Genomic DNA, 15,543 nt, shown 5'->3' with positions numbered 1-15,543 from the left:
TGTTGTTGTCACACAACTTGGCCTCGATCAACCCCCAGGTGACCCTCCACCCCGCCACCACCCCCGCCCCCCCGCGCCGCGCCGCCCCCCCCCGCGGCCCCCCCCCCCCCGGCCGCGGTTCACCCGGCGCGGCTGCGCAGGGTGGCGATCGTCGAGCCGGCGAGTGTGAGCAGGCAGTCGGGGAGCAGCCCGTCGGCTGCCGCCGCGCCGAACAGCGCCTCCCCGGTCGGCTCGTCCCGATTCGCGTACGCGCTGACGAAGCGGGCCACCCAGCGGGTGTCGTACCCGGCCTGATCGATCCCCGGAAAGTCGAGCGCCGCCCCGCTGGCCGCCGGCGCGTCACCGAGCATTGTCGCGGCCAGGCACCAGGCGACGCCGTACGCGCCGTTCAGGCCGGCCCGGTCGACGACCGCGTCGAACGCCCCCACCACCGCGTCTCCATCGCCGGTCAGCGCCGAACGGAGCACGGCGGCCGCGTCATCGAACGTCTGCTGTGGTAGGTCGGTCACGCAGCGCACAGTAGGACGGGTGGTCAAGCACCCCCGACAACCGTCACTGTCCGTGTTCAACGCGAGCTACCTGCGCATTACGCCACCTCCACGGTCCCGCCGCCGGCCTCGGCACGCTAATGTGCGCAGCGGACCTTCGCCGGAGGAAGGACGACCATGTTCGAATCACGCCGCTCGCGGGTAGCCACATTGGCTGCCTGCGCGACGATCCTGCTCGCCACAAGCGCTTGCGGGGATGACAAGCCCGAAGAGGCCAGCGCCCAACAGGTGCGCCTCTACGGCACGGACGGCAACATGCTCAACTCCTACCCTGCGGAGTTGAAGGAACGAGCGAGTCTCGTCGACGGGATGAAGGGCACCACGCCCCTCGTTCCGCTGCCAGACGACTTCAAGGGCCGGCTACGGGCCGTCAATCCGGCGCTGACGGACTACGTGTACTCCGCCGAGACGTACGACGCGGTGGTGATCGCCGTGCTCGCCGCCCAGTTGGCCGGGAGCACCGACCCTGCCGCCATCACCAGGCAGATCGTCGCCGTGACGAACGACGGGCAGCGCTGCGAGGACCCGGCCAGTTGTCTCGCGCTGGCCCGCAACGGGCAGGACATCGAGTACCGCGGCGTGTCGCTGACCCGGGCGGGCTTCACCGACAAGGGTGAGCCGGCCACCGCTAGCTACGCCACGCTGACCTTCGACGGGCAGCAGATCAACGACGGCAAGACCGAGTTCGTCGGCGCGGGCATCGAGTCGGCGGCGAGCACCAAGACGCCGCCGAAGCCGAAGAAGCAGCGCCCGGGTGGCGCCGCCGACCAGGAGCCGCTGATCCTGGGCAGCCTGCTGCCGAAGACCGGTGACCTCTCGATCGCCTACCCGCCGATGGCCGCCGGCGCCGCGCTGGCGATCAAGGAGATCAACGCCGCTGGCGGCGCACTGGGCAAGCCGGTGACGTGGCTCGACGGCGACGACGGCACCAACCCGGCAGTGGCCAAGGCGACGGTGGCCAAGCACGTGGCGGACGGCGTCAGCGTGATCATCGGTGCCGGCGGTTCGGGCATCTCCCGGGCGGTGCTGCCGGACGTGGTGCAGGCCGGGAAGATCCTCTTCTCCCCGTCCAACACCGACGCCAGCCTGACCGACGTCGACGACCAGGGCCTCTACTTCCGCACCGCCCCGCCGGACAGCCTCCAGGGCCGGGCGCTGGCCGACGTGATCCTCCGCGACGGGTCACAGAAGATCGTCATCGTCGCCCGCAAGGACTCCTACGGTGAGGGCCTCCAGGGCACCGTCCGCGAGGAGCTGGAGAAGGCCGGTATCGCCAACGACCGGCTCAAGCTGTTGACGTACGAGCCGCCGGCCGACGCGAAGGCCGCACCGGTCGACTTCAGCGGCGGCGCGAAGGAGATCAAGGAATTCGGCGCGGACGCCGTACTGATCATCGGTTTCGGTGAGTCCGCCCAGGTGATCCGCGGCCTGGCCGACGCCGGGGTGCAGATCCGGCAGTAGGCAGGACCAGAAACCACAACGGCCGCACCGGCTTCCCGCCGGTGCGGCCGTTTCTGGTACGCGGGATCAGCGCGGCCGGCGGCGCTCCAGGAACTCGGTCATCCGGCGGTGCTTCTCGTCGTCCTCGAAGAGCACCGCCTGGCTGACCAGGTCCAGATGCGGGTGCGCGGCGGCCGGCGCGTCCACCGCCAGCTTGGTCAGCCGCACCGCCAACGGTGAGCCCAGGGCGATCTCGTCCAGCAACGCGTGCGCCACAGCCAGCAGCTCGCCCGGCTCGTCCACCACCCGGTTCACCAGGCCGATCCGCAGGGCCTCCGCGGCGTCCACCCGCCGACCGGTGAAGAGCAGCTCCTTGGCCAGGCCCTCGCCGATCAACGCGGGCAGCCGGTGGGTCGCACCGGCGCCGGCCAGGATGCCCAACCGCACCTCCGGTTGCCCGAAGACCGCCCGCGCCGTGCACACCCGCAGATCGCAGGCGTACGCCAGCTCCGCGCCACCGCCCAACGCCGGGCCGTCGACGGCCGCCACGGTCGGCATCGGCAGCGCCCGGATGCGGGCGAAGGCGGCCGAGTTGATCGCGGCGAGGGCGTCCGTGCGACCCCGTTCGCGGAGTTGGCCGATGTCGGCGCCACCGGCGAAGATGCCCGACGCGCCGCCGGTGAGCAGCAGCAGGCGCGGCCGCGCCTCCAGCTCGGCGCAGACCTGGTGCAGCTCGGCGATCAGGTCGGCGTCGATGGCGTTGCGCTTCTCCGGCCGGTCCAGGGTGACCACCAGCCGGTCCGGCCGCTCCTCGATCCGCAACCCGCTCACTGCTTGACACCGCCTTCCCAGCGGTAGAAGCCCTGTCCGGACTTCCTACCCAGCCGCCCCGCGGCCACCATCTCCAGCAGCAGCGGGGGCGGCGCGAAGCGGTCCCCGTACGCGGCCTGGAGGGTGCGGGCGATGTCCAGCCGCACGTCGAGGCCGACCAGGTCGGTGAGTTCCAACGGCCCGATCGGGTGTCGGTAGCCGAGCACCATGGCCTTGTCGATGTCCGCCGGGCTGGCCACCTCGTCGGCGACCATCCGGATCGCCTCCAGCCCGAGGGTGACCCCGAGCCGGGAGGTGGCGAAGCCGGGCATGTCGCGTACGACGACGGGGTCCTTGCCGAGCCGGCCGGCGAGCGCGACGGCCGCGGCGGTGGTCTCCTCGGCGGTGGCCGGGCCGACCACGATCTCCAGCAGCGCCATCGCCCAGACCGGGTTGAAGAAGTGCAGACCGAGAAAGCGCTCGGGCGCGTCCAGCTCGGCGGCCAGCGCCCCGATGGCGATGCTGGAGGTGTTGCTGCCCAGCAGCGCCGGACGCAGCGTGGCGGCGTCCCGGAGCACCGCACGCTTCAGGGCGAGACGCTCCGGCACCGCCTCCACGATCACCTGGGGGGCGGGAGCGACCTCGGCGAGGGTCGGGCGCAGCGTCACCCGCTGCCGGTTCGTGGCGGCCTCGTCGGCGCTCAGCTTCCCGCGCTGCACCGCCCGCTCCCACAGCTCGGCGAGCCGGTTCAGCGCTGCCGCACCCCGCTCGGGGTCCACCTCGACCAACTCGACGGCGTGCCCTGCGCCGGCCGCCACGTACGCGATGCCAAGTCCCATCGTGCCGGCACCGACGACCACGAAACGATCGCTCATCACGCCTCCCTGTCCCGTCCGCCGACGCGCGGGGTCCCCGCTACGCCGGCCCGGGTGTCCCGCCCGCTCCGCTCGCTCATGGTGCGACCCTAGACAGCGCGACGACCCGGCCCATGCGTGGGGGAGCGCCGGATCGGGTAATGACGGCCCGTCAACCGAGGGAAGGACCGCATCGACATGAGCCAGGCACCGGAGAGCGTCACCGACGGGGAGATCGTGGAGACCCGAGGCGACGAGCGGGTCGAACTGCTGCGCGCCGACACCAACAACGACGGCAAGACCGACGTGTGGGTGGTGGACACCGACGGCGACGGCAAGGCGGACCTGTTCCAGTTCGACACCGACGGTGACGGCAAGGTGGACATCACCATGGTCGACATCGACGAGGACGGCCAACCGGACGAGGTTGTCGACGGCGACGGCGGCCTTCCGCCCGAGCAGCTCCCCCCGACCGTCCAGGTCTGAGACGTACGGACGGCCCCCGCTCTCCGCCTGGCGGAGTGCGGGGGCCGTCCTGCTCAGGCGACGAGGCGCAGGGTGGCCAGGTAGTAGGGGGCGTCGCGGTCGTCCACATCGGTGAGCCGCCAACCGGTGCCGTGCACCAGGCCGGCGAACTCGTCCGCCGAGCAGACCAGGTAGTCGAACCACTCGGTGCTCAACTCGCGGTAGCGCAGCCGCAGCCGCAGCTGGCCACCGAGCCGGCCGCGCCGACGGTTGCGCTCGTGGTAGCCGGTGTGCAGCGGGTCGCGGGTGCCGTACGGGTCGGTGCCCTGCGCGATGATCTGCGCCCCCGGTCGGGCCAGTGCGGCGAGCGCGGCCAGGAACTCGGGAGCGCGGTCCCGCCCCTCGAACAGCCCGAGGTTGTTGCCGAGCAGCAGGAACGTGTCGTACCGCGACCCGTCGGCGACGTGTGTGTCGACGGTGCCGTGCACCAGCCGCCGGACACCGCGACGCCGGCTCACCTCCAGCGCGCCCGCTGAGGTGTCCAGCCCGGTGACCGGTACGCCGCGCTCCTGGAGCAGCAGCGCGATCCGGCCGGCTCCGGTGCCGATGTCCAGCGTCTCGCCGTGCGCCCGGTCCACCGCGCGGTGGTCGTACGGCTGCCACTCCGCCGGCCCGTCCAGGTAGTGCGCGGACGGGGCGCCGTTGATCAGACCGTCGTCCCGTTCGATGATCTCGATGACCGGTCGCGGGAGTCGACCACCTACCAGGGGCCGGGGACCTACTCCGGTGGCCACGGCGAGCGTGTCTCGCAGCAGTTCGCCGATCACGTCACCGATTAGGGGCTCAACCGTCACGGCGTTCACGCTATCCGGCCACTCAGTGGCCCGCGCCGGCCGTATCCTGGCGGCGTGACCATGCTGGACCGGCTGTCGGCCGAGAAGTACATCCTGCTCACGACCTTTCGCAAGGACGGTCGGGCGGTGCCGACCCCGGTCTGGGCAGTACGCGACGGGGAGGCGCTGGCGGTCTGGACCCGGGCCGACTCGGGCAAGGTGAAGCGGATCCGCCGCAACGGCGACGTGACAGTGGCCCCGTGCGACGTGCGGGGCCGGCCACACGGGGCGGAGGTGTCAGCTCACGCGACGATCTACGGGGGCGGTGACACCGGTCGGGTCCGCGACCTGCTCAAGCACAAGTACCGCCTGATCGGCCGGCTGAGCCTGCTGGGCAGCCGGTTGCGTCGCGGCGAGGGCGGCACTGTCGGCATCCGGGTGACGTTGGCCGAGCCGCGGCGCTGACCCCGCAGCGCTGAGGCGCGGCCGGGGTCGTGCTCGGGCTGGGCATACGTCAGGGGCGGCAGATCGAGATCCACCGCCCCTGACGAAGAACTGTTGCCTGCTCAGTCGCCCTGCCGCTGCTGCGGGATCTGGCCCTGCAATAGCGCCCTGACCTCCGACTCACGGTACCGACGGTGGCCACCCAGGGTGCGGATGGCACTGAGCTTGCCAGCCTTGGCCCACCGGGTCACCGTCTTCGGGTCGACCCGGAACATCGACGCCACCTCGGCCGGCGTGAGTAGCGGCTCTGGTTCGTGCGTTCGCGATGCCATCGGTCACTCCTCCACATGTATAGACATCGGCCGGGGTCCCGCCGGCCGACGCGTCTCCCATGGTCCGGCTAGTCCCCGATGTCCGACATGGGCCGAACGGATGAAGGTCCCTAGACGGACGGATGAACCATGCCCGATTTTTACGACTTTTACACGGCAGAAACCACCTTATTCGGACTCATGATCACGGTTCGTGATGCGTCAACTACGAGCACAACTCACCTTGGGAGCGCTCCTAGGGTGATATGCCCTAGTTGCACCGCTCCAACAGCTGCACCGCGCGCCACCGGGCCACCAACTTGTCGTACGCGGCCGACGCCTCCTCGGCCTCGCCGCGGGACAGCCCCGCGAGCCCGCCGGCGACCAGTTCGGGCGAGTCGTCAGCGGCGAGCGTCTCGTCGGAGAGCAGGTCGACCAGACCCCCGTAGTCCAGCTCGACCACGGACCGCGGATGGAACTCCTCCAACCAGCGGGCCGCCTCCTCCACCGCCTCGGTGATCGGCGCCTCGCCGACCGACTTGCGCAGCACCGACAGCGCCCGTGACGAGCGGCGTCGAGCCTTGGAGATCTCGGTGCGGTAGCGCAGCGCCCGTCGGCCCGGCTGGGTGACCAGGTCGCGTTCCGCCGGGTCGAAGAGCACGAACCACCGCAGCGGTACGCCCCAGGTGGCGATCTGCTCGTGCACCCGGGGCACCCCGTGCTCCAGCACCCGGGCGCCACTGCGCCAGTCGTCCACCACCGCCCTGGCCTGCCCGGCGAGCACCGGCGGCACGAAGGCGTCGGCGAGCACCGAGGGCACCCCGTCCCGGGCGCTGAGCGCCGCCTCAGCGACCCGGATGCGCAGGTTCCAGGGGCAGACCAGCAGGCCTTCGTCCGTCTCCAGGACGTACGCCTCCTCCGGCAGGTCCGGCAGCCGGGTCCAGCCAGCACCCAGCGCCTCGATCACCGCCGTCCGCTGCCGACCGGGCCCCTCGACCGGGGCTATCGCGCGCCCCTCCGAGACGTAGCGGCGCCAGTAGCTCTGCCGGTCTCGATCGAAGGCGGCCAGCGGTTCGTACACGCGCAGGTAAGAAGCGAAGAGCGACGGCACCGCGCGATCCTCCCACGAACCACGCCCGTACGCGGTCAGCGGCCGGAGCACGCGCGCCGCACCGTGGGACGGCCGCGGCGCGTCGAGCGCCCGCCCGGCGGCCGATACTAGGCTCGATCACACCGGCAGCATCCCCGCCGGGGTCCACCAGGTCCGCGTCCCACAAGGACGCACACCACAGTAGGAGCCAACAATGGGCGTATTCGCGAGCACCGACGACCCGGTATCGACCGGTCACGAACAGGTCGTGTTCTGCCAGGACAAGCAGAGCGGCCTGAAGGCGATCATCGGGATCTACTCCACCGCGCTGGGCCCGGCGCTCGGGGGCACCCGCTTCTACCCGTACGCGAGCGAGGACGACGCCCTCGCCGACGTGCTGGACCTGTCCCGCGGAATGGCGTACAAGAACGCGCTCGCCGGGCTGGACCTGGGCGGCGGCAAGGCCGTCATCTGGGGCGACCCGGAGCAGATCAAGAGCGAGGCGCTGCTGCGCGCGTACGGCCGCTTCGTGGAGTCGCTGGGCGGCCGCTACTACACCGCCTGTGACGTCGGCACGTACGTGGCGGACATGGACGTGGTGGCCCGGGAGACCCGCTACGTGACCGGGCGCAGCGTGGAGCACGGTGGCGCCGGCGACTCGTCGATCCTCACCGCCTGGGGTGTCTTCCAGGGGATGCGGGCCGCGGCCGAGCACGTGTGGGGCACTCCGAGCCTGCGGGGCCGGCGGGTCGGCGTGGCCGGGCTGGGCAAGGTCGGCAAGTACCTCACCGGGCACCTGCTGGAGGATGGCGCCGAGGTGGTCGCCACCGACGTCAACCCGAAGGCGCTGGCGTGGGTGCGCAGCAACCACCCGCAGGTCACCCTCGTCGACGACTCCAGCGCGCTGGTCGCCGCGGACATCGACGTGTACGCGCCGTGCGCGCTGGGTGGCGCCCTGAACGACGACACCGTGCCGGCGTTGCGCGCCAAGGTGGTCACCGGGGCGGCGAACAACCAGCTCGCCCACCCGGGCATCGAGAAGCTGCTGGCCGACCGGGGCATCCTCTACACCCCCGACTACGTGGTCAACGCGGGCGGCGTGATCCAGGTGGCCGACGAGATCGAGGGCTTCAACTTCGACCGGGCGAAGCTGCGGGCGACCCGGATCTACGACACCACCCGCGAGATCCTGCACCTGGCTGACGCGGAGGGCGTGCCGCCGGCGGTGGCCGCCGACCGGCTGGCGGAGCGGCGGATGGCGGACGTCGGTCGGCTGCGCGCGATCCACCTGCGCTGAGCGCCTCCAGCCCCGGGGGCGGGTCGGCGAGATCCGCCTCCGGGCCTCGGTGCCGGGCCTCGCTGGGTAAGCTGAGCCGGGGTCAAATTTGATGCGGTTTGTCCGGTGTCACGGGTGCTAACCGTTCCGCTCCTTACCCGGTACACTGGGTGACGGCCGGATCGACGCGACGCGCAGAGCCGGCTGACGGTAACCCGAGGTGCCGAACGATGGCATCCCCATGTACCGTAAGAGCCACGAGAGATGCCTGACGTCATCGGGGCCCGCCTTCGGGCTGCCCCGCATTCTGTGCGAGGGGGTCGAGCCATGGGGCGCGGCCGTGCTAAGGCCAAGCAGACTAAGGTGGCGCGGGAGTTGAAGTACCACTCCCCGAACACCGACCTCACCGCTTTGCAGCGCGAACTGGCGGGTGCTGGTAAGTCTGAGCACCACTTCGACGACGACTCTAAAGAGTTCGTCGACGACGATGATGAGGATCACGCGGACGACGATCCGGATCCCTGGGTCCGTCCGACCCGCTGACCTCTCGACGCAGCTGAGCACGCGGTAACCCCCGCGTGCTCACGCACGTCCCGTGCACGTGCAGTCGCCGACGATCAGGGGCCTGGCCCGACCGGATCCACTCCGGTCGCTCGACAGGCCCCTGACAACGGCTCCCTCAGCGCGGGCGATTGTTCCAGTTGTAGAACGTCGGGATGTTCTCGAAGTGGTTCCAGGCGCAGACCGCGCTGGAGCCCTCCGCGCCCGACACCTCCGAACGCAGCCGCCGGGCGTCCTCGGCCTCCTGAAGCAGCGCGACGAGCGCGGGAGCCGCGTCCCGCACCCGTTCGGTAACTCCGTCGTCCGCTTCGCGCTCAGGCCGCCGGTGACTGGTGGTCTCGGGCATGCTCCAACACTCCCTCCAATAGGCGGATCTTGCTGTTGCGGCAGTGCTCGGTCTCCGTACCGTCAAAACGCCCCAGTTCGAAGTAACGGTTGGCGGCATGGCCACCACCGCAGAAGCCGAAGTACGGGCAGGATGCCCGACACGCCTCCACCCCGGCCAGGAACTCCCTCACCCACGGCGTCGTCGCCGCGTCGCCGAGGATCTGCGCCAACGGGGTCGTCAGCACGTTGCCGCTACTGAAGTCGCCGTAGTGCGGGTCGGTAAAACCGGCCAACTCCGGGGACAGCACGATCACCGAGCCGTCGTGACCGATCGTGGGGATCGGGTCCAGGTGGCGGGGCAGCAATGCGTCCGCCGAGTTGTCGAGCACCGCCGCGGCGTAGCGCAACGACCACTCGATCTCCCGCAGGTGGATCCGGGGCTCCCGGCGCCACGCGCCGACCAACTCCGCCCAGAACGCGGACACCGCCGGCGGGTCGTGGCGGTTGTCGCGGGTGTTGACCCCCTCGGTCTCCTCGATGTTGATGCCCAGCACGTCGCAGCCCAGCTCAAGGAAGTATTCGTACAGCTCGGTGGCGAGCCCCGGCTCGGGCCGGGACACCACGGCCAGCGCGGAGAAGGGCAGACCGCGCCGCCGCAGCACCGAGATGCCGTGCAGGATCCGGTCGTACGCCGGCTGACCGCCCCGGTTGACCCGGTCGCCGTTGCGCGCCCGGGGCCCGTCGACGCTCACGCTCACCCGCATCTCGTGCCGGGCGAAGAAATCGCACCAGTCGTCGTCGATGAGAGTGGCGTTGGTCTGCACATGGTGCTCGACCTCTGGCCCGAACGGGGCGATCAGATCGGCCAGGTGCTCTCGACCAGTGGCCAGGGGCTCGCCGCCATGCCACACGACGGAGAACCGACCGTTCGCCGCCCAGGGATTGACAGCTGCCGCGACCGCCTCGGCCACCGCCACCGGCATGCGGCGGTCGGCGGCGCGAAACGGCAGATAGCAGTACGCGCAGTCGAGGTTGCAGAGGGTGGTGGGCTGCATGACGACGTACGACGGGACGGCGGCCAGACCGCGCATCCCGCTGAACGACTGTCCCCGAGCAGCCATCGCCCTCCTCCGCCTAGCCTGAGGGTGCCCTTCAGGCTAGGCGGCATTGGCCACTCGGGTGAAGCCCTGATCAGGTGCCCGTACGATCACCGGAAAGTGATCATCCTCGGGTGTGCTGACCGACCATCTGCACGTTGCCGGTGCCCTCGATGATCTCGCCAGCCTGCCACGCCTCGACGCCACGACCGGTCAGGGTGGCCAGCGCCCGGTCGGCGTCCTCGGCCGACACGATCGCGAACATGCCGACGCCCATGTTGAAGGTCGACTCCATGTCGTGGTCGTCGATCCGACCCTTCGTCTGGATCAGGTCGAAGATCGGCTGCGGCTTCCAGGTGGACCGGTTGACCACCGCGTCGACGTGCTCGGGCAGCACCCGGACCAGGTTGCCGGGAATGCCGCCACCGGTGATGTGGGACAGCGCCCGCACCTCGGCCTCGGCGATCAGCTTGAGGCAGTCCTTGGCGTAGATCTTGGTCGGGGTGAGCAGCTCCTCGCCGAGGGTCCGCTGCCGACCGAAGTCGTCGATCACGATGTCCAGACGCATCCGGGCAGCGCCCAGCAGCACGTGCCGGACCAGTGAGTACCCGTTGGAGTGCAGGCCGGAGGAGCGCATGGCGATCACCACGTCGCCCACCTCGACCCGATCGGGGCTCAGGATGTCGGCTTCCTCGACCACGCCCACGCCGGTCGCGGAGATGTCGTACTCGTCCGGACGCAGGACGCCGGGGTGCTCGGCGGTCTCGCCGCCCAGCAGCGCGCAGCCGGCGTAGCGGCAGCCGTCGGCGATGCCCGCGCCGATCTCGGCGACCTTGTCCGGCACGACCTCGCCGGTGGCGATGTAGTCGAGCAGGAACAGCGGCTCGGCGCCGCAGGCCACCAGGTCGTCGACGACCATCGCGACCAGGTCGATGCCGACCGTGTCGTGAATGTCCATCTGCTGGGCGATCACCAGCTTGGTGCCCACCCCGTCGGTGGAGGACGCCAGGATCGGGCTCTTGTACTTCTTCGTGTCCAGCCGGAACAGGCCGGCGAAGCCACCGAGGTCACCGAGCACCTCGGGCCGGCGGGTCTGCCGCACCTTCGACTTGAGCAGCTCCACCGCGCGGTCACCCGCGTCGATGGAGACACCGGCGTCGGCGTACGAGACCGAGCGTTTGCGCGCCTGGCGGCCAGCACCACCCGTCCACGGCTGGCGGTCGCCGCCGGCGCCGGTCGGGCTGCTTCCTGCGCCGCTGCGCTCGGACACGTGCGTCACGGTTCTCCCCTTTGGTTCTCGGTGCCGCCGGCGGTAGCCGGGCCGCGCCGGTTGGTGCTACGGGCGGTTTGCGGTAACGCCACCCGGAGTGGCGACGGACGAGCCGTTGGTGTGCGGGGCCTCCGACGCCGAGTTGGCGACGCGTCGACCCACCCCTTCGAGCACGTGCTTACCGATCAGGTTGCCGGCTGGCAACTCGATCGGGTACTCCCCATCGAAACACGCCCGACACAACCTGGTCTTCGGCTGCTCGGTCGCGGCGATCAGGCCGGGTAGAGAAACGAAGCCCAGCGTGTCGGCGCCGATGGAGCGCCGGATGCCGTCGTTGTCCAACCCGTTGGCCAGCAGCTCCGCCCGGGTGGCGAAGTCGATGCCGTAGAAGCACGGCCAGCTGACCGGCGGGGAGGAGATCCGGACGTGCACCTCCAGCGCCCCCGCCTCACGCAGCATCCGCACGATGGCGCGCTGGGTGTTGCCGCGCACGATCGAGTCGTCCACGACCACCAACCGCTTGCCGCGGACGTTCTCCCGCAGCGGGTTGAGCTTGAGCCGGATGCCGAGCTGACGCAGGGTCTGCGACGGCTGGATGAAGGTGCGACCCACGTACGGGTTCTTCATCAGGCCGGCGCCGTACGTGATGCCGGACGCCTCCGCGTACCCGATGGCGGCTGGGGTGCCCGACTCGGGCACCGGGATCACCAGGTCGGCCTCGACCGGGTGCTCCTTGGCCAACTGCCGGCCGATCTGCACCCGCGCCGAGTGGACGTTGCGTCCGGCGATCGTGGCGTCCGGGCGGGCGATGTAGACGTACTCGAAGAGGCAGCCCTTCGGCTCCGGCGCGGCGAACCGGGTGGAGCGCAGCCCGTTCTCGTCGATCGCGATCAGCTCGCCCGGCTCGACCTCGCGCACCACGCTGGCGCCGACGATGTCCAGGGCGGCCGTCTCGCTGGCGACGACCCAGCCGCGCTCCAGGCGGCCGAGCACCAGCGGACGGACACCGTGCGGATCGCGGGCCGCGTAGAGGGTCGACTCGTCCATGAAGACGAAGCTGAACGCGCCGCGCAACTGCGGCAGCACCTCCAGCGCGGCCGCCTCGACCGACAGATCCGGTCGGCTGGCGAGCAGCATCGTCACCAGGGAGGTGTCGTTTGTCGAGCCGTCAGCGATGAGGCCGCGCTCGGCGACCTCCTTCTCCAGCTCGGCCGTGTTGACCAGGTTGCCGTTGTGGGCCAGCGCGATGGTCGTGCCGGAGGTGGTCGACCGGATCGTCGGCTGGGCGTTCTCCCAGTTGGACGCGCCGGTGGTGGAGTATCGGGCGTGCCCGATAGCCAGGTGACCACGCAGGCTCGCCAGGGTGGGCTCGTCGAAGACCTGCGCCACCAGGCCAAGATCCTTGTAGACCACCACGCCGGAGCCATCGCTCACCGCGATGCCCGCCGCCTCCTGGCCGCGGTGCTGTAGGGCGTAGAGGCCGAAGTAGGTCAGATTGGCAACCTCTTCGCCGGGGGCCCAGACGCCGAAGACGCCGCAGGCATCCTGGGGGCCAGGTCGTTGGGGGTCAAGGTCGTGGCTCAGCCGGCCGTCGCCTCGGGGCACCTACCGCTCCCTCATGCTGGTCTGGACCGGCCGGGCGGGGATCACTGGAGGATCCACTCTCCTCTGCCGGGACCACTGTCATCGCCTGACAGTGTACGCGAATCGACGTCAACACAGAAAGTCACGATTCCGCTGCTCACCGTTACAGTCAGTGGGACATCGGGACGACTAGAGGGGCAGATACGCCGAGAGGTCCGCGCGGTTGCCGCTCATCTGGACACGACCGTCGGTCACCGCCTCCGCCCAGGTGACCCTGCCGGTCGCCAGTTCCAACCAGGTGTTCGGGGCCATCTCGACCACGTTTGGTGGATTTCCCCTGGTGTGTCGAGGCCCCGGTACGCACTGGATCGCCCCGTATGGTGGAACGCGCACCTCCACCGATCGGCCGGGGGCGCGCTCCGCGAGGACGGCCAACAACGACCGGACCGCCTCTCGGAACACCGGCCGTTCGGGTGTACGCCCCTCGTCGAGCGCCGACAACGCGGCCACAACGGCAGCGGACTTACTGTGCGGAGAGGACACGACGGGACGATACGACCCCCAGGCCAGACACGCGACGCTGGCCCTGGGTCGCGCTCATGCAGTCGGACAAGGCATAGTTGCCGACGGCGTATTCGTACCGTGATGATCCCCGGCCCGGCGCCCCGCCGGTCAGAGGGAAGTCAGCCCGGAAGGCGGTGGACGTGTCAACACACCGACGTGCCTGGAAGCAGCGGGCCGGTGTGGTCGTAGCGCTGGTTGCCGGCGCTCTGCTCGCCGTCCCCGCCACACCAGCCATGGCCGCAGATGTCAGCGTTTCCCCCGGCTCGATCACCGTAAACGCCGGCAGCGACGCCACGATCACTGTGAGCGTCACACCGGGTAACGGTGACGACAAGGCGACGATCAGCCTCGCCGGCCTGCCCTCGGGTGTTCGATGTGCCAGCGGTTGTGGCGAGATCGACCTGCCCGGCCTGGGCAATCAGCCGAGGTCGCAGCTGGTCCGGATCGCGGCCAACGACAACGCCGGCGACGCGACCGCGACGGTCACGGTGGCTGTCGAGGCCGAGTCCGGCCCGGACACCGCCAACGTCTCGCTGACCGTGAAGGGCAAGGCCGCTCCGCCGCCGCCGCAGAACCAGACCGTGCGGTCGGTCTCCGGCAAGGTAGTCGCACAGGCAAACGGCAAGGCCGTGCCGAACGCGGTGGTCATGCTGCGCGACAGCACCGGCCGACAGCTCGACACCACCAGCAACGGCAGCGGCGACTTCCGCTTCACCGGCACCACCGACAAGCCGATCGCACCCGGACGGATCGATCTGGGTGCCAGCTTCGACAACGTGGTGGCCACCAAGACGATCAACGCCGCCGCCGGACAGGCCGTCACCGGGCAACGAATCAGCCTCGCGATCAAGGTCGAGGTGACGCCCAGCGCCACCCCGTCCGCCACCCCCGAGGCCACCCCGACCGACGAGGTGACCGAGGAGGGCACCGAGGAGGAGCCCACCGAGGAGGCCAGCCAGGGTGCTCCGGCGAACGCCGCGAACAACGAGGACAGCGGCGGCATCGGCTCGTACCTGATCATTCTGCTCGGTGGTCTCCTGGTCGCCGCCGGTGTCGGCACGATCGTGCTGCTCTGGATGAAGCGCAGGGAGAACGGCGACGACGACGACGCCCCGGCAGCTGCCGGTGGCGGCGGTGCGGTGCCGCCCTCGCGCGGCGGGTTCCGCGGCCCCGACGACCAGACCCGGGTGGTCGGCGGTCGTCCCGGCGGTGGAGCAGACCCGACCATGGTCGGCGGCGCGGCGCTGAGCGAGGCGCCGACGATGATGCACCGACCGGTGGTCGACGACGTTCCGCCAGACCCGTACGGCGCGCCTGCCCAGGCGTACGGCGGCGCGGGTCAGCAGGGCTGGGGCGGCGCCGGCTACGGCGAGGAGCCAGCGTCCGCCGGGTACGGTGCCGGCGGCTACGGCAACGCCCCCGCTTCCGGTGGCGGCTACGGCGCTCCGGCCGGCCCGGAGGGCGGGTACGGCGCCGGTGCGGCCGGTGACGGTTACGGTGCCGCGCCCGGTGCCGGCTACGGCAACGCTCCAGCCTCCGGTGCCGGCTACGGCAACGCTCCAGCCTCCGGTGCCGGCTACGGCGGTCGTGACTACGACGCCCCGGGCGGCACCGCCGCCTACCCGCCGGCTCCCGCTGGCGGAGCGGCCTACGGCGAGCGGTTCGACGAGCCGACCGGCCGGTACACCGGCGACAGCACCCAGTACCCGGCCCCGGCCGACCCTTACGCCACCGGCGTCTACCAGCCGGAGCAGGGGCAGGGGTACGGCCAGCCCGACGCCGCCCCGTACGGCGGTCGCGCCGCAGAGCCGACCGCCGGATACGGCGCTCCGGAGGCTGGCGGGTACGACCAGGGCGGCTACGGTCAACCGGCCGGCGGATACGACCAGGGCGGCAACTACGGCCAGGAGCCTCCGCAGCAGCGCGGCGGCTACGACGACCGGGGCTACGACCAGGGCGGCTACGGCCAGCCCGCCGGCGGATACGACCAGGGCGGCAACTACGGCCAGGAGCCTCCGCAGCAGCGCGGCGGCTACGACGACCGGGGCTACGACCAGGGCGGCTACGGC

The 15,543-nt window shown here is 70.8% G+C and carries 17 protein-coding genes; 6 read left to right on the top strand and 11 right to left on the bottom strand.

Annotated features, from left to right (window positions below; genetic code table 11):
- Positions 1–119: 119 nt before the first annotated feature.
- Positions 120–509: a hypothetical protein gene (locus tag ABZ794_RS04610; protein ID WP_210784162.1), complete on the bottom strand. Its 390-nt coding sequence runs from the start codon at positions 507–509 to the stop codon at positions 120–122.
- Between the two features lie 156 nt (positions 510–665).
- Here ABZ794_RS04610 and ABZ794_RS04605 point away from each other — a divergent pair, with 156 nt between their 5' ends.
- Positions 666–2,009, top strand: a complete 1,344-nt coding sequence (locus ABZ794_RS04605; protein ID WP_357514251.1) for an ABC transporter substrate-binding protein — start codon at positions 666–668, stop codon at positions 2,007–2,009.
- A 66-nt stretch (positions 2,010–2,075) separates the two neighbouring features.
- Here the strand turns inward: ABZ794_RS04605 and ABZ794_RS04600 are convergent, their stop codons facing one another.
- Together ABZ794_RS04600 and ABZ794_RS04595 are read right to left on the bottom strand one after the other, a co-directional pair.
- Complete coding sequence (locus tag ABZ794_RS04600) at positions 2,076–2,819, bottom strand: enoyl-CoA hydratase/isomerase family protein (RefSeq protein ID WP_238689253.1); 744 nt, start codon at positions 2,817–2,819, stop codon at positions 2,076–2,078.
- Positions 2,816–3,673 (bottom strand): 3-hydroxyacyl-CoA dehydrogenase family protein, encoded by an 858-nt coding sequence (locus tag ABZ794_RS04595; protein WP_357514249.1) that lies wholly within the window; start codon positions 3,671–3,673, stop codon positions 2,816–2,818. The genes ABZ794_RS04600 and ABZ794_RS04595 overlap by 4 nt, the downstream gene beginning before the upstream one ends.
- Before the next feature lie 177 nt (positions 3,674–3,850).
- Between ABZ794_RS04595 and ABZ794_RS04590 the strand changes: the two genes are divergently transcribed.
- Positions 3,851–4,138 (top strand): hypothetical protein, encoded by a 288-nt coding sequence (locus tag ABZ794_RS04590; RefSeq protein ID WP_091396025.1) that lies wholly within the window; start codon positions 3,851–3,853, stop codon positions 4,136–4,138.
- 53 nt (positions 4,139–4,191) lie between these two features.
- Here the strand turns inward: ABZ794_RS04590 and ABZ794_RS04585 are convergent, their stop codons facing one another.
- Complete coding sequence (locus tag ABZ794_RS04585; protein ID WP_357514247.1) at positions 4,192–4,971, bottom strand: class I SAM-dependent methyltransferase; 780 nt, start codon at positions 4,969–4,971, stop codon at positions 4,192–4,194.
- 54 nt (positions 4,972–5,025) lie between these two features.
- On the opposite strand from ABZ794_RS04585, the gene ABZ794_RS04580 reads away from it, so the two are divergent.
- The gene (locus ABZ794_RS04580; protein WP_210784157.1) at positions 5,026–5,415 is read left to right on the top strand and encodes a PPOX class F420-dependent oxidoreductase; all 390 of its coding nucleotides are present in this window, start codon (positions 5,026–5,028) and stop codon (positions 5,413–5,415) included.
- A 101-nt stretch (positions 5,416–5,516) separates the two neighbouring features.
- On the opposite strand, the gene ABZ794_RS04575 is transcribed toward ABZ794_RS04580, so the two are convergent.
- Positions 5,517–5,726 (bottom strand): BldC family transcriptional regulator, encoded by a 210-nt coding sequence (locus ABZ794_RS04575; RefSeq protein WP_007073996.1) that lies wholly within the window; start codon positions 5,724–5,726, stop codon positions 5,517–5,519.
- A 250-nt stretch (positions 5,727–5,976) separates the two neighbouring features.
- Positions 5,977–6,816 carry a hypothetical protein gene (locus ABZ794_RS04570; protein ID WP_210784214.1) on the bottom strand — a complete coding sequence of 280 codons (840 nt, stop codon included), beginning with the start codon at positions 6,814–6,816 and terminating at the stop codon, positions 5,977–5,979.
- A gap of 193 nt (positions 6,817–7,009) precedes the next feature.
- On the opposite strand from ABZ794_RS04570, the gene ABZ794_RS04565 reads away from it, so the two are divergent.
- Positions 7,010–8,092 carry a Glu/Leu/Phe/Val dehydrogenase gene (locus ABZ794_RS04565; RefSeq protein WP_210784156.1) on the top strand — a complete coding sequence of 361 codons (1,083 nt, stop codon included), beginning with the start codon at positions 7,010–7,012 and terminating at the stop codon, positions 8,090–8,092.
- Positions 8,093–8,398: 306 nt separating this feature from the next.
- The gene (locus ABZ794_RS04560; protein ID WP_030332207.1) at positions 8,399–8,614 is read left to right on the top strand and encodes a DUF3073 domain-containing protein; all 216 of its coding nucleotides are present in this window, start codon (positions 8,399–8,401) and stop codon (positions 8,612–8,614) included.
- Positions 8,615–8,750: 136 nt separating this feature from the next.
- Here ABZ794_RS04560 and amcA read toward each other — a convergent pair whose 3' ends face one another.
- From amcA to ABZ794_RS04535, 5 genes are all read right to left on the bottom strand, one after another.
- Entirely contained in the window at positions 8,751–8,978 is a 228-nt protein-coding gene (gene amcA / locus ABZ794_RS04555; protein WP_210784155.1) for a multiple cyclophane-containing RiPP AmcA, read from the bottom strand.
- A complete protein-coding gene (amcB, locus tag ABZ794_RS04550) occupies positions 8,947–10,050 on the bottom strand; it encodes a cyclophane-forming radical SAM peptide maturase AmcB (RefSeq protein WP_357514634.1) in 1,104 nt (367 codons plus the stop codon). Before amcB ends, amcA begins: the two co-directional genes overlap by 32 nt.
- A gap of 130 nt (positions 10,051–10,180) precedes the next feature.
- On the bottom strand, positions 10,181–11,335 hold the full coding sequence (gene purM / locus ABZ794_RS04545; RefSeq protein ID WP_091396042.1) for a phosphoribosylformylglycinamidine cyclo-ligase: 1,155 nt from the start codon (positions 11,333–11,335) through the stop codon (positions 10,181–10,183).
- A gap of 57 nt (positions 11,336–11,392) precedes the next feature.
- Positions 11,393–12,931: an amidophosphoribosyltransferase gene (gene purF / locus ABZ794_RS04540; protein ID WP_210784153.1), complete on the bottom strand. Its 1,539-nt coding sequence runs from the start codon at positions 12,929–12,931 to the stop codon at positions 11,393–11,395.
- Between the two features lie 168 nt (positions 12,932–13,099).
- The gene (locus tag ABZ794_RS04535; protein WP_357514243.1) at positions 13,100–13,453 is read right to left on the bottom strand and encodes a sterol carrier family protein; all 354 of its coding nucleotides are present in this window, start codon (positions 13,451–13,453) and stop codon (positions 13,100–13,102) included.
- A gap of 161 nt (positions 13,454–13,614) precedes the next feature.
- On the opposite strand from ABZ794_RS04535, the gene ABZ794_RS04530 reads away from it, so the two are divergent.
- Positions 13,615–15,543, top strand: a 1,929-nt coding sequence (locus ABZ794_RS04530) for a carboxypeptidase regulatory-like domain-containing protein (protein ID WP_357514241.1), incomplete at its 3' end; no start/stop codon positions are given.

The sequence above is a fragment of the Micromonospora sp. NPDC047187 genome (assembly GCF_040643355.1).
GTDB lineage: Bacteria > Actinomycetota > Actinomycetes > Mycobacteriales > Micromonosporaceae > Micromonospora > Micromonospora salmantinae.
Note: the sequence above shows the minus strand (reverse complement) of the source record. Positions and strands in the feature narration are given on the sequence as shown.

Excerpts from the sequence above, each read along its gene's own strand:
- ABZ794_RS04605 (WP_357514251.1), top strand. The coding sequence starts at position 666 with ATGTTCGAATCACGCCGCTCGCGGGTAGCCACATTGGCTGCCTGCGCG.
- ABZ794_RS04595 (WP_357514249.1), bottom strand. The coding sequence starts at position 3,673 with ATGAGCGATCGTTTCGTGGTCGTCGGTGCCGGCACGATGGGACTTGGC.
- ABZ794_RS04590 (WP_091396025.1), top strand. The coding sequence starts at position 3,851 with ATGAGCCAGGCACCGGAGAGCGTCACCGACGGGGAGATCGTGGAGACC.
- ABZ794_RS04575 (WP_007073996.1), bottom strand. The coding sequence starts at position 5,726 with ATGGCATCGCGAACGCACGAACCAGAGCCGCTACTCACGCCGGCCGAG.
- ABZ794_RS04565 (WP_210784156.1), top strand. The coding sequence starts at position 7,010 with ATGGGCGTATTCGCGAGCACCGACGACCCGGTATCGACCGGTCACGAA.
- ABZ794_RS04560 (WP_030332207.1), top strand. The coding sequence starts at position 8,399 with ATGGGGCGCGGCCGTGCTAAGGCCAAGCAGACTAAGGTGGCGCGGGAG.
- amcA (WP_210784155.1), bottom strand. The coding sequence starts at position 8,978 with ATGCCCGAGACCACCAGTCACCGGCGGCCTGAGCGCGAAGCGGACGAC.
- amcB (WP_357514634.1), bottom strand. The coding sequence starts at position 10,050 with ATGCGCGGTCTGGCCGCCGTCCCGTCGTACGTCGTCATGCAGCCCACC.